The organism is Methyloglobulus sp. (assembly GCF_040079455.1).
Lineage (GTDB): Bacteria > Pseudomonadota > Gammaproteobacteria > Methylococcales > Methylomonadaceae > Methyloglobulus.
In genome coordinates, this window is record NZ_JBEBKJ010000008.1 from 1 (window position 1) to 12,730 (window position 12,730).

Here is a 12,730-nt window from a genome sequence, read left to right on the forward strand (position 1 = left end):
ACAGCGATATACTAAAGGGTGGCAAGGGCAACGACACCCTCGAAGGCGGGGAAGGCACCGACACTTACATCTACACCACGGGCGACGGCTTTGACGCCAAGGCAGACCTTAAGGCAACCACAAAAAAAATCCCCAGACATTTAAAACTTAACCTCATCTCCTCGTCTGCGTCCGCCATAAGTTAACGATCTCTTCCACGTCCAGATCTTCTGGGCCTTCCCGCCAACTGGTAAAATAATCGACATCGTTGCTTTTCGGTTCTGGATTGGGGCGGTAGATTTGTACGCGCGTTGGGAGGGGTGCGGCTTCACCTAGCACCAGTGCTTCGCCACGGCCTAAAGATGCCAAAATATCGGTCAGATCACCTTCCGCTTCTGGCACTAAGCCTTTGATGTAGGCCTGGTCTTCGGGGTTGGTGGTGCGTAAGCAGATAAATGAACTGCATTGTGCCAGCATGGTTTCCGATAATTCGGTAGGACGCTGACTGACCACGCCGATAGAAACGCCGTATTTACGGCCTTCTTTGGCGATACGTTCCATCATTTTTTTGGTGCCTTCAAACTGACCACCTTTTTCCCTTGGAATGTAAGCATGGGCTTCTTCACAAATCAAAGTGATTGGGAATTCACGGCGTTTTGGATTCCAATAATTGAATTCGTAAGCTAAGCGCCCAACCTGTGCCGATATGGCTGGTCTAACATCAGTAGGCACGGAGCTTAAATCTATCACCGTAATATTGGCTTTTTTTGCGCCGAGACCGACAAATTGCCGCAGTAAATCAGCCATACTTTCTGAGCTATTGCGGACTTTAGGCTTGAGCAAAAAATCGTAACGGACATCGTTGAACCGGCTTTGCATTCGGATCAAAAACTCATCGAATTGCCCAAATAAAGCACCTTGGACTTTGCCGAAGTCTTTCCTTTCTTCATTGGCAGCCTTAAACTGCATGTAAAGCTCTGCCAAGGAAAAATAAATAGGGGTGTCAATCGAGACCGTAGCCATGCCTATTTCTTTGGCTTCCTTACGCTTAAGTTGTTGCAGTATCTCCCGCATAAAAGACATTTGCAAGGTGGCACCTTTGTCGTCTCTGTCAATAAACAAATCCACCAGTTCTGCGTAAGTCATCATCCAATAAGGCATTTCCATTTCCATCGCATCGACGTATTGCACGACATCTTCAGGAAAAGCCGAATGTACCTTGCCATCGTTATCTTTCCAGCAATACTCACCGTGCAAATCCAGCATAATTATGTGGGTTTTTGGCATGGCTTTGATGGTGTTTTGGATCAAACTGGTCACCGCCCAAGATTTACCCGAGCCGGATTGCCCAATGATTGCAAAATGCCGCCCAAAGAGTGCTCTGGGATCAAGGCTTAAGTGGTAATTCTTATGGGATGCCAACTGACCAATGAAAAATTGATAGTCGCGGAATTTTGAAAAAATCGCATTGATTTCTTCAAGACCGACCGCATAGACATTAGCTCCAGGTGTTGGATAATGCCGAACGCCACGTACAAATGAGCCATTATCTTGGATTTCACCTACTGGGATCAGCGAAATAAAACGATCTGTCTTACGTCTATCGGTGGGGTCGAAACGATCTTTTCCCCAGGTCTTAAAAATCAACGCTAAGACATTGATAGACTTTTGTTTTATAACGACGTACGAACCTATCTGACCCGCTAACATTTCTTCGCCATCTATGGTGATAACGGGTAGGTCACTCGAATGTTCCTCAGCGATACGGGCTTCCATACCATCACCACGAACCTCAGTTAAATAACCGATAAGAATGCTGGAGTGTTGTTCTGACATGATCTGACCTATGCTTGTAAAATACCACAAGCTTAGACCAGTTTTGGGAGGAATTTTGACTTAAAACTATTTGACTGATGGAATGACTTAAATTAAAGCAAGTTAACTCGACAAAGCTTACGGAATTGAAAGTTTTTTAGGCTTCGATTCCGCAAACTTTATCGAGACTGCTTTTTTAGGGAGTCGTTGACATACGCGCACAAACCCCTGATAGATTAATTGGTCTTAATCCCAACATAAGTTGCATTATTACCCTCAAAACTTTCGGTTATCAAGTTGGTAGGATCAACAATAGCGCCGAGCCAATAGTTCTTACCACGCAAAACGATAGCAGTATTTGGGATCACTAATGCTGTGCTAAAGGTTGAAGGGGTATTATTTCGTAAAAATGACAATACCGTTGTTTTTAACAACGTATCGGTCGGGCTGATGGTGCTATCCGTAGAAAGATAATAGCGAACCGTTGCAGTACGGGTAGGCGTTTTACCTGCATTTTCGTAAGTCAATTCTAATTTCACCGCCTGTCCTTTAGTCACCTTATAAATTGGCTCTGGGCACAAGGTGATCGGTGGCCCATCCAAATTGGGTTTGGTATAGGGGCAAACCTTGGGCAGTTCTACACCTGCGGCATTAAACATCCTTGTGCGAGAGTGAACACTATAAAAACCACCTGCACCATCGCTTTTTTTTGTACCCAACCGCCAATGACTGACGCTCACCTCTTCCTTTGCTGTTGTGGACAGGCCGTAGAGGGCAATCAACCCACCCGCCGTGTCTTCACCGATATACGGGTTAAAAGCATTGCCATTGGCCACAATCAGGTTATCTCCGCCCATAAGGTTCATTACGTCACCTTCGTGGTCTAGCCCAGCGCTATGCCCCATCTCGTGCATGACGGTAGAGGTGAAATTTTCATAACTACCGCCATATTCAAACAACTGGTTCTTGGCAAGCAGGTTGTACTGGATTTTATTGCCGCCTACTGGTTTGCGTGCCAAACGATACTTGGTGTTGATGCGGATGTCTGACTCAGATGCAGTGCAATCCCGAGAGAGATCGGAATCACTTCTTTCAACTGCGATTAATTTGGCATTCATTGGATTTAATTTTGTAAGATCTTCAAACCAGATTTCGCTTTCGTTATTTAAAACACCTACTCCATCCCGATTATCCAACCCGCCGGAGGCATACCTAAAACTGCTGGGATTGAGATTCATACGTGCAGTCGCATCGGTAAGTGCGGTGTATTGCGCCGAAATTAAAGGAATGGTCATTGGGTCAAACACCGGTTTATACTGCTTGACCGTCCAGTGTTTTTTCTTGCCTGCGTTTAAAAAAGGTATTTCGCAAGTAATTTGTTCCCAGGCAACAGATTGTGTTGATTGGAGAGAACACCCCAGGACGACAAATGCAATCATAAATGTATTCAATTTCATGGTTATTTCCCCTTTAAAAATAATGCTTCTTGTCTTAGTCGTTCTTCATACCTAAGTTTGGCACTCCTGTAATAGAACGGGTCATTGAAATCAGCACTTTTCACAGGTTTCTTTGGTGCTAGCTTTCCCGCCATAAACTGGGTTTTCTCCAAGTCCCGTAATTTTCGTTCGATAACGCCAGTAAAATCATCGGGCCCCATCCGTTTAGCGCCTTTCATTGGCTTCCAGTGGTGTTTTTTCGCCTCTTGGGGCAGTACTTCACCGCGTTTTTCGGCTTCTTGCTCGTCTTCCAGTCCATAAGGCGCGGTATCGTCAATATCTCCTTCTTTGGTCAGCCAAGTGACCGGATAGATTTTATTGTTGACTATCGAGTAACGCCCCTGACCCCAACCGACCAGGGGACACATAGCTCCCGCATAATCACTCCCTACGAATAAGATATCGCTATCGCCTACTTTAAAATGAGGCATCCCTGTGATTCCACATCCCATGCCATATCCATGTTGTGCTGTTACAGCCGGCTGCTGTTCCCTGAAATCCTGTTGTTTTTTGGGATCTCCGGTAAGACAAGATTCAAACGGCAAGGTAAAAGTAGTGCCATTCCCGTCTACTTCACCTTTAATGATTCGCTCTATACGAAAGGTGACAAAGGCATAATATTCACCATCATAATTTGACCCCATATCAGTCGACAGGCGCGATTCGATTTTGGTGACCGTCCCTTGAAAGATAAAGCCTGCGTCACGGATGGCCTCATCTATCGTGACTGGGTCAACTTGGGTCGCAGACAGGTTTCCAGATGCCAGAGCTAACAGAAAACTACCCAGCCATACGGTAAAAGATTTGTTAATCATAGTGTTTCCTCTTGGTTGAGATGGATGGTATCAGAAAGAGTTTTTACTACCCTTTTCTTCAACTAGAGCTTAACATAAGGGGGGGGGGGTAATGACAATAAATAATTTCAGCAAAAAACCGAAAGTCGGCTACGTTAAGGTATGGGCTCCTCGTTATTTCTCCTAGTTTGCAGTCACTGGATGCCGCTTGGATACATCTTTAAATACAAAGCTTCTTGTCTTTGTCGTTCTTCATACATACGTTTGGCACCGCTGTAATAGAATGGGTCATTGAAATCAGCGCTTTTCACAGGCTCCTTTGGCGCTAGCTTTCCCGCCATAAACTGGGTTTTCTCCAAGTCCAGTATCTTTCGTTCGATCACGTCAGCAAACTCATCGGGTCCTAGCCGTTTAGCGCCTTTGGGCGGAGACCAGTGGTGTTTTTTCGCCTCTTGGGGCAGTACCTCACCGCGTTTTTCGGCTTCCTGCTCGTCTTCCAGCCCATAAGGCGCGGTATCATCAATACCTCCCTCTTTGGTCAGCCAAGTGACCGGATAGATTTTATTGTTAACTATCGAGTAACGCCCCTGTCCCCAACCGACCAAGGGACACATAGCGTTCGTATAATCATTCCATACGAACAAGATTTCTCTCTCCCCCACTATAAAAGTCGGCAGGCCTGTGATCGTACATCCCATACCTTCTCCAGGCTTTTCTGTCATAGCTGGTTGCTGTTCAATTACACTCTGTTGTTTTTTGGGATCCATGGTGAAACAGGACATAAACGGCAAGGTTAAAGTAGTGCTATCCCCTGCTACTGCGCCTTTAAAGATGCGTTCGATACGAAAGGTGACAAAGGCATAAAAATCACGCTCATAATTTGACCCCATATCAGTCGACAGGCGTGATTCGATTTTGGTGACCGTCCCTTGAAAGATAAAGCCTGCGTCACGGATGGCCTCATCAATCGTGATGAGATCCATACTGAGTGCAGAAATGTTTGTCGTTGCCAATGCTAACAGCAAAGACCCCAACCAGACGGTAAATGGTTTTTTAAACATGGTGATTCCCCTTATTTGATATGGACGGTGTCGGAAAGAGCTTTTGTTACCCCCCATCTAATATAGAGACCAATATAAGTCGCCTTAAATAATAATTACTTTATTCCTTCAACAAAACGCTAAGAAGTTAATCCAAAACTGAAGGTTGCTTAGAGCGTTTGTATCTTACTTTTAGAAAAATAAGCCTGAGCGATTACTTAGCCTCATTAGATGTGCTATCGCTTTTTTACGGAAAAAATAGAAAGGAACAGAGTTAGTAATCACCGTAGCCTAGCCTATTTTTCCACCCACTCGTAAAGTTCGGTCAACGCAGGATCACATTTACAACAACCTGTGCCGCATGAAGTACCTGATGGCAGTTTTCTGACGTAACCTTTGGTGATCCATTTGCTTAACATGCCGCGTAAGGCATCGGCATCAATGTTAAAGCGCATTTCCATGTCTTTTAGTGCTACGCGCTTTTGCTCTTTAAGATAGCCCCGCAAATCCGATAATATCATTGCATCACCTCCTTTTCCTGTACCGTGCGCGTGGTTCTGCCGAGCAGCCAAAGCCCGACTAACACAGAAATAAACGCCAGGATTAGCCCCGTTATCCAAGCCAGGGAATACTCAGGATGTTGGCTATAGGTCATTGTTTGATAAAAGATGGTCGCGGTTATATAGGCTATTCCCGTCGTCCAAAACACGACAAAACCTGTCCAGTTGAGATTGGTTTCCCTAAAAATGGCTGCAGTCGCGGTAACGCAAGGCGCATAGAGCAAAATAAATAGCAAATAAGCAAATGCGCCGGTTTTGCCATCAAAACTTTGCTGCATGGCGGCATAAGTGGCGGTTTGGACTTCCTTTATGTCTTCCACGTTAGCTAAATTCAATCCCAGCGGGTCCAGGATATTGTTGGCTACTTTTTTGAGGTTTTCGGGAACGGTCTTACAGGCAGCAAGTAAGGCTGTGCTGAGATTAAAAGGCAGTTTCTCTGTAGATTCACCAGTCGTTGCGCCCATCTGCCCATACAAGGCATCCAAAGTGCCGACGACGGCTTCTTTAGCCAGTACTCCAGTGAAAATACCTACGGTAGCGGGCCAATTATCGTTGTTTATGCCCATCGGCTTAAATAAGGGCGTAAGACTTTTTCCGATTGAGCTTAATACGGATTTATTGCTGTTTTCGTGACCTAATGTGCCATCTGTACCCAGAGCATTAAGAAAATTCAATACCAACACCATCGGCACGATGACTCTGCCAGCATTGATTAGGAAGGATCGCAACCGATCCCAGGTTCTCGTCAATACGCCCCGTATGGTTGGCAAATGATAGGTGGGCAATTCCATGATAAATGGCATCGACTCACCTTTGAATAAGGTATGGCGCATAATCAAGCCAGTCAAAACAGCAACTGCAATACCTAAAAGATACAAGCCAAACACCATGTTTTGCCCACCCGTCGGGAAAAATGCTGCGGCAAATAAGGCATACACCGGCAATCTTGCCCCGCAGGACATAAATGGATTCATCAGGTTGGTGAGAATCCTATCTCGTCGGCTTTCTAACGTACGTGTCGCCATAATGGCAGGGACATTACAACCAAAACCGACAATCATGGGTACAAAGGACTTACCAGGCAAACCGATCATTCGCATGAATCGATCCATCACAAACGCAGCTCTCGCCATGTAACCGGAATCTTCTAACGCGGATAAAAACAGGAACAGGAAACCGACGATAGGGATAAAGGTAGCAACCACTTGTACGCCACCACCTGCACCATTGGCAATCAAAACAATTAGCCATTGCGGTAAATTCAGTTTGCTAAGTTGTTCCGCCAAGCCATCAACCAATAACGCACCAACGACTTGATCGAAAAAATCAATAAACGCGCTGCCCATGTTGATGGTGAACATGAACATGGCGTACATGACCAGCAAGAACACGGGAATACCCAAAAACCGATTTAGTACGATGCGATCAATTTTATCAGTGGTGCGCCTGCCAACGTCAGTTAATCGGCACACAGCGGATTGGGTCAGTTGATTGACAAAACCATAACGAGCATCGGCTGCAAGTATGTCAATTTCATCATCAGTTTCTGCTTCAACCCTCGATTGCAGTTCTGAAACCAACGGCAATATGACAGGATTAGCGATTTGTTTAGCTAAGGTATCGCCTTCTAATAAGCGAATCGCCAACCAACGTAAATCGCAAGATTTCTGGTTTATCGTAAGTTTAAGTGCCGACGAAAGTTCGTTAATCGCCTGTTCTAAGGCATATGAATACTGAATAGCCGCGGTCGGAATCGGCTTGTTAAGCGCGGCTTGATTGATAATATCCCTAAGATTTGTTATGCCGTTCTTGGTTGCCGCAGAAATAGCGACGACCGGACATCCCAATTGTTGGGACATAAATTCGAGGTCGATTCTGATGTCCCGCCGCTTAACAACGTCCATCATATTAAGTGCCAAAATCATTGGCACTTGCATTTCAATAAGTTGTGAAGTTAGATAGAGATTGCGCTCTATATTGGAGGCATCGACTATATTGATAATAAGATCAGCACTGCTTGACGCAACATAATCTCTGGCAACTTTCTCATCCAAAGACACTTGATCGTCAGAGGATTCTAGCGAGTAAGTTCCTGGTAGATCAACAACTTGGATTAACTGGTCTTTAAATCGGTATTCACCGGTTTTTTTTTCGACCGTAACGCCCGGCCAGTTTCCTACTTGTTGGCTGGCTCCGGTAAGCGCATTAAAAAGCGTGGACTTACCGCAATTAGGATTGCCGACTACGCCTACCGTAAGGCAATTAGCCATCAAAGTTTCTCGATTTGCAAGACCGAGGCTTCATCCCTACGCAGTGTGAGGGCAAATCCCCGTAATTTGATCTCGACCGGATCGCCCATAGGCGCAAATCGAGTTACACTAAATTCAGTCCCAGGCGTTAAGCCCATCGCCAGTAATTTTTTGCGATAAGGCTTTCCCGTCGGTTCAAAACCAACGATTTTGGCTAAATCGCCGATAACCAAATTTTTCAAACCCATAACCATGTTTTCACCTGATAATTAATAGAAACAACAGGAATCAATAATCATTCTCATTAATATCAACTATACCATATAACTCTAACTAATCAAATCGAGATATATCGTGTTAGGCACAAATCAGGCTGGGTTTTGAATTCTTAAGAAGTAACCTGTAAAAAGGACTATGGGCAAGAACTAAACCAAATGTGACTTTTCTGAGCTAATTTCAGCAAAAATCCAAAAAATTGACATTTACGCCTATCAAATATTGAATAAAGTGCCATAGTCGATGTCGCTATTGTTCAAACTCGATAGCATTGGCTCAAACAATCTAAATTAATAATTACCGACTTTAATATCAACTGTAAGCAGCTTCGTAAAATACTGCTAGCATTTATACATGACTAACCACAGGGTTTTCAGGCTTTCTCGAATAATCAAGAGGAATTACTCGGTAATAACTGCCTTCAACATAATCGAAGCCTGAATGACGGGCGAGAAAATCGGTTTTTTTGTCGTCTATATGTTGCAAGATGGTTTGGCTTTTTGCTAAACCAAACGATGTCATTAATTTGCTTAATGTGTTCTCAATTATCGCATCAGGAAGTTGTTCCAGAACTCTTGCCGAGACGAAAATATATTGTGGCGACAACTGGGCAATCAAATCAGCCAAAGCCTTATCGTTAGGAAGATTGTCAAATTTAAGGGCGATTTGGTAGCCTTGCCGCCGGTAATTCTCAAGTCCTGCGAGCAATTCCTGATAATGGCGTGCATATTGGCTGTAGACTGTCAAAACGACAACGACATTCTTCGTTTCCAGGCCGATTTTCGCAATGAAGTCCTGGAAATAAACGCCATGATCTTTTTTAATACCCAGAATATGACGAGGGTCAACTTCCAAAAACAAGAGTTGGTCTACGGACAACAGCGCCAAATAGTTCAAGACATGCACGGTGCGGGATAATCGGTCGAAGGTGATTATCGATTCCAGGTTACTGTGGTAAGTCTCCCTATTTGCCAACAAACTTGCAATCTCATCTTCATCGACATAATTGTTCGTGTTCGCTGCCACCTCGATTTGTGCGGCATGGCCTATGATGCGGGTCGGCTTTGCGGATTGCCGGATAGCAGAAAATACACTGCCGATACGGATCGGCCCGAACAGCCCATTGACTCTATTTTCTTTTAGTATAAAAGGGCGGTGACTGAAATCGTGTTCATGCTCGAAGGCATCATTGAACACATCAACAAGGTGGTTTAGTAACATAAACTGATCTCCAAATAAAAAAAAGGCGGGTTTTGCACCCGCCTTAAACAGTCCATGTGAGGAGGGCTACTTTCAAAATCCATTTCAGAAAGCTACGAGGAACGAACCTAACTATGGTTTGTTGTGGTTTATGTTATCGGCTATTGTGAATTTGCTTAAACGATAAGATTAGACTTTATAATCACTATTCGAGATAAGTGATTTTTTTGCTTTAACTTTGTAAAAAATACGCTCGCAGCGCCATCAGGATTTTTAATGAACTTGTCGGCTTCATACCTGTGAGGCGCGTGCATTTTGGAGTGACAAACCTAGGTTTGTCACTCCGCCTTATCAATCAAGTTACAGGTTTAACCCATTACAACAAATGAAAAGTGGATTTAAGTTATCGAAGAAAGAAACTGTGATTTTTTCTGTTAATTTGACTGACGACATTCACCAAACGGTCGATTTCTTCATAAGTGTTGTAAAAAGCGATAGAAGGCCGCACCGTAGCTTCCAAACCAAAACGCCTGAGAATTGGCTGGGCGCAATGATGCCCTGCACGGACTGCAATCCCTGCTTTATTTAAAGCCATACCAATCTCGATGGTGCTGAATTCGGGAAGTATAAAAGAAAGTACGCTGGTTTTTTCCTTGGCCGTCCCAATTAATCGAAGGCTTGGAATACTTTGTAATTTTTCGGTGGCATACAACAATAATTCATGTTCATAACGTGCTACGTTACTGATACCGATCTGGCTTAAATACTTCAACGCCGCACCTAATCCGACTGCATCGGCGATGTTGCCGGTACCTGCTTCAAATTTGGCGGGCGCAGGTTGATAGGTGGTTTTTTCAAAAGTTACGTCTTCGATCATGTTGCCGCCGCCTTGCCAAGGCTGCATAGTTTCGAGCAATTCGGATTTCCCGTATAACACCCCAATGCCTGTGGGACCAAAAACTTTATGTCCCGAAAATACAAACCAGTCACAATCCAGCGCCTGTACATCAACACCCAGATGCGAAACCGATTGGGCACCGTCCAGAAGAACCTTGGCACCTACACGTCGAGCCATCGCAATCATTTCTTGGGCTGGCGTAATTGTGCCTAAGGCATTCGAGACTTGAGTGAACGAAACCAATTTGGTGCGTGAATTTAGTAATTTCTGATATTCCGCCAATAGCACTTGGCCGTTGTCATCCACTGGAATCACTTTCAAGATTGCACCGGTTTCAACACATAACTGTTGCCAGGGAACAATATTAGCGTGATGTTCCAACCAGCTGATGATAATTTCGTCGCCCTCACCAATATACTGTCGACCCCAGCTTTGAGCGACTAGATTAATCGCTTCGGTTGATCCCCGGACAAAGATAATTTCTGAAGACGCATCCGCATTAATAAAGCGGGCGACCGTATCCCGTGCACCCTCATAAGCATCCGTTGACCTAGCCGCCAATTCATGGGCTGCGCGATGTATATTGGAATTCTCGTGTTCATAGAAGTACGAAAGGCGTTCAATGACAACCTGAGGCTTTTGCGTGGTCGCAGCATTGTCTAACCAAACCAGTTGATGGCCATTGACGCGTTCCTGGAGAATAGGGAAATCACGACGCACAGCATGGACATCAAAAGGCGGATGAGCTGCACTGAGGGCTGGCGCATTGAATCCGGCGGTTTTCAATTCATCAAGAAAATAGAAGCTTGAACCTGACCCAGCACTTGCATGAATAGTACCAGTAGGTAGAGAAACCGCAGCGAAAAGTTGTTGCAATTCCGCTTCACCCGGTAACCCAGAGGCTTTGGGAGAAAGGCCAGCAATCAATTCCGAATCTAAATTAGCCAGGGAATTTGCTAATCCCGGAATGTTCACTGAAGTGGGGTATTCTGGAATTGCACCCTTGGCTGTATCCGCACTTTTCGGGATTTTGCCCACCGCCGCTTTAGTTCCGGCAAAAAGCTTTTGCACTTCGGATTCTAAGGCCTGAGGTGAAATTCCTATATTTACTGATTTTTCAGTTTCCGGTGTTAATTCTGTCGCCAATTGGTGCGCTGCCCCTGTAGATGGAATAGTTGAAATTGAATGGGTATCAACAGCTCCAGCCACGCTGCTTCCTGACGGCGGACGTGAAACCAGCAGTTGTTGTAATTCTGCTTCCCCGGGCAGGCCAAAACCTTGTGGCGTAATTGCCCCTGCTCCGACTATATTAAGCCTTGATGCGGGTGTAGCCAATCCTCCGGGTATCAGAGATGAGGCGGCATTCAGCCTTGAACCGTCGCAGGGCAACGCTGAAAACAGCTCATTAGCAAGCTTATTCAGATGGTCTACATCGGGCAACGATGTCTCCCCTAATTGTTCGGCAATACCATGCTGCCCAAAGTTGGTTTTATCAAATTCACTTGTATTCATGATACTTGCCTACTTCGACATTCTCGAGTACACCGAGCGCATCATCCGTCAACACTGCCAGTGAGCAATATAACGAGATAAGGTATGACGCGATGGCTTTATGGTTAATGCCCATAAACCGTACAGAGAGACCCATGCTAAGCTCTCCGGTCAGGTTTGGTTGGTAAAGACCAACAACACCTTGACGGCTTTCGCCGGTGCGCAGCAACAATATATTGCTTTTGCCTTTAGTGACCTTGACTTTGTCAGAAGGGATTAAAGGCAAACCGCGCCAGGACAAAAATTGGGAACCGAACAGGGTAATTATTGCTGGCGGTACACCACGACGAGTGCATTCACGGCCAAATGCAGCAATGGCCTGTGGATACGCCAGAAAAAACGCAGGTTCTTTCCAAACCCGAGAAATGAGTTCATCCAGGTCATCAGGTGTCGGTGCACCGGTACGTGGCTGCACTTTCTGTGCTGGCGCTACGTTATTGAGCAAGCCATATTCAGCATTGTTAATCAGCTCGCTTTCTTGACGCTCTTTGATGGTTTCAATGGTTAACCGTAATTGCTCGTGTATTTGGTTATGTGGGCTGCTATATAAATCAGCAATACGCGTATGCACATCAAGTACAGTATTAACCGCATTTAAGCGATACTCGCGACCCCATTCTTCATAATCGACAAATGTTTGCGGCAGTTCTTTTTCATCGAGACTGGAGCAATCGACTAGAAGATCGGTTTCATTCTTGACTTTGTTGACTCGGTAAATACCGGCTTCAAGGGGTGTCCAATGCAAGAGGTGAACTAACCACCGTGGTGTGATGGTCGATAACATCGGGACGGTTTTAGTGGCATTTGCGAGCGTACGCGCGGCAACATCGCCTAATGCGGTATGGGCTTGATGAATATCTGACATTTAGTAC

Annotated in this window: 11 protein-coding genes; 1 reads left to right on the forward strand and 10 read right to left on the reverse strand. The window is 45.0% G+C overall.

Annotation, left to right across the window (positions count from 1 at the left end):
- The coding region (locus tag ABL924_RS03225; protein WP_349025631.1) for a hypothetical protein at positions 1–185 on the forward strand (185 nt) is incomplete at its 5' end.
- Here the strand turns inward: ABL924_RS03225 and ABL924_RS03230 are convergent.
- The 10 genes from ABL924_RS03230 to ABL924_RS03275 form a co-directional block, all read right to left on the reverse strand.
- Positions 154–1,815 carry a DUF87 domain-containing protein gene (locus tag ABL924_RS03230; protein ID WP_349025632.1) on the reverse strand — a complete coding sequence of 554 codons (1,662 nt, stop codon included), beginning with the start codon at positions 1,813–1,815 and terminating at the stop codon, positions 154–156. The two genes, ABL924_RS03225 and ABL924_RS03230, sit on opposite strands and share 32 nt — an antisense overlap.
- Positions 1,816–2,030: 215 nt before the next feature.
- Entirely contained in the window at positions 2,031–3,251 is a 1,221-nt protein-coding gene (locus ABL924_RS03235) for a CARDB domain-containing protein (protein WP_349025633.1), read from the reverse strand.
- A 2-nt stretch (positions 3,252–3,253) separates the two neighbouring features.
- On the reverse strand, positions 3,254–4,105 hold the full coding sequence (locus tag ABL924_RS03240) for a hypothetical protein (RefSeq protein WP_349025634.1): 852 nt from the start codon (positions 4,103–4,105) through the stop codon (positions 3,254–3,256).
- Between the two features lie 173 nt (positions 4,106–4,278).
- Positions 4,279–5,145 carry a hypothetical protein gene (locus tag ABL924_RS03245; protein WP_349025635.1) on the reverse strand — a complete coding sequence of 289 codons (867 nt, stop codon included), beginning with the start codon at positions 5,143–5,145 and terminating at the stop codon, positions 4,279–4,281.
- Between the two features lie 275 nt (positions 5,146–5,420).
- Complete coding sequence (locus ABL924_RS03250; RefSeq protein WP_349025636.1) at positions 5,421–5,645, reverse strand: FeoC-like transcriptional regulator; 225 nt, start codon at positions 5,643–5,645, stop codon at positions 5,421–5,423.
- A complete protein-coding gene (gene feoB / locus ABL924_RS03255; protein ID WP_349025637.1) occupies positions 5,642–7,954 on the reverse strand; it encodes a Fe(2+) transporter permease subunit FeoB in 2,313 nt (770 codons plus the stop codon). The genes ABL924_RS03250 and feoB overlap by 4 nt, the downstream gene beginning before the upstream one ends.
- Positions 7,954–8,187, reverse strand: coding sequence for a FeoA family protein (locus ABL924_RS03260; protein ID WP_349025638.1), 234 nt, complete (start codon positions 8,185–8,187; stop codon positions 7,954–7,956). Before ABL924_RS03260 ends, feoB begins: the two co-directional genes overlap by 1 nt.
- Before the next feature lie 370 nt (positions 8,188–8,557).
- Positions 8,558–9,430 (reverse strand): hypothetical protein, encoded by an 873-nt coding sequence (locus tag ABL924_RS03265; protein ID WP_349025639.1) that lies wholly within the window; start codon positions 9,428–9,430, stop codon positions 8,558–8,560.
- Positions 9,431–9,812: 382 nt separating this feature from the next.
- A complete protein-coding gene (locus ABL924_RS03270; RefSeq protein ID WP_349025640.1) occupies positions 9,813–11,819 on the reverse strand; it encodes a family 2A encapsulin nanocompartment cargo protein cysteine desulfurase in 2,007 nt (668 codons plus the stop codon).
- Complete coding sequence (locus ABL924_RS03275; protein ID WP_349025641.1) at positions 11,806–12,723, reverse strand: family 2A encapsulin nanocompartment shell protein; 918 nt, start codon at positions 12,721–12,723, stop codon at positions 11,806–11,808. Before ABL924_RS03275 ends, ABL924_RS03270 begins: the two co-directional genes overlap by 14 nt.
- Positions 12,724–12,730: the final 7 nt, after the last annotated feature.

What these genes read in the sequence shown, in the direction of transcription:
- ABL924_RS03265 (WP_349025639.1), bottom strand. Translation starts at nt 9,430, where the DNA reads ATGTTACTAAACCACCTTGTTGATGTGTTCAATGATGCCTTCGAGCAT.
- ABL924_RS03270 (WP_349025640.1), bottom strand. Translation starts at nt 11,819, where the DNA reads ATGAATACAAGTGAATTTGATAAAACCAACTTTGGGCAGCATGGTATT.
- ABL924_RS03260 (WP_349025638.1), bottom strand. Translation starts at nt 8,187, where the DNA reads ATGGTTATGGGTTTGAAAAATTTGGTTATCGGCGATTTAGCCAAAATC.
- ABL924_RS03230 (WP_349025632.1), bottom strand. Translation starts at nt 1,815, where the DNA reads ATGTCAGAACAACACTCCAGCATTCTTATCGGTTATTTAACTGAGGTT.
- ABL924_RS03275 (WP_349025641.1), bottom strand. Translation starts at nt 12,723, where the DNA reads ATGTCAGATATTCATCAAGCCCATACCGCATTAGGCGATGTTGCCGCG.
- ABL924_RS03245 (WP_349025635.1), bottom strand. Translation starts at nt 5,145, where the DNA reads ATGTTTAAAAAACCATTTACCGTCTGGTTGGGGTCTTTGCTGTTAGCA.
- feoB (WP_349025637.1), bottom strand. Translation starts at nt 7,954, where the DNA reads ATGGCTAATTGCCTTACGGTAGGCGTAGTCGGCAATCCTAATTGCGGT.
- ABL924_RS03235 (WP_349025633.1), bottom strand. Translation starts at nt 3,251, where the DNA reads ATGAAATTGAATACATTTATGATTGCATTTGTCGTCCTGGGGTGTTCT.
- ABL924_RS03250 (WP_349025636.1), bottom strand. Translation starts at nt 5,645, where the DNA reads ATGATATTATCGGATTTGCGGGGCTATCTTAAAGAGCAAAAGCGCGTA.
- ABL924_RS03240 (WP_349025634.1), bottom strand. Translation starts at nt 4,105, where the DNA reads ATGATTAACAAATCTTTTACCGTATGGCTGGGTAGTTTTCTGTTAGCT.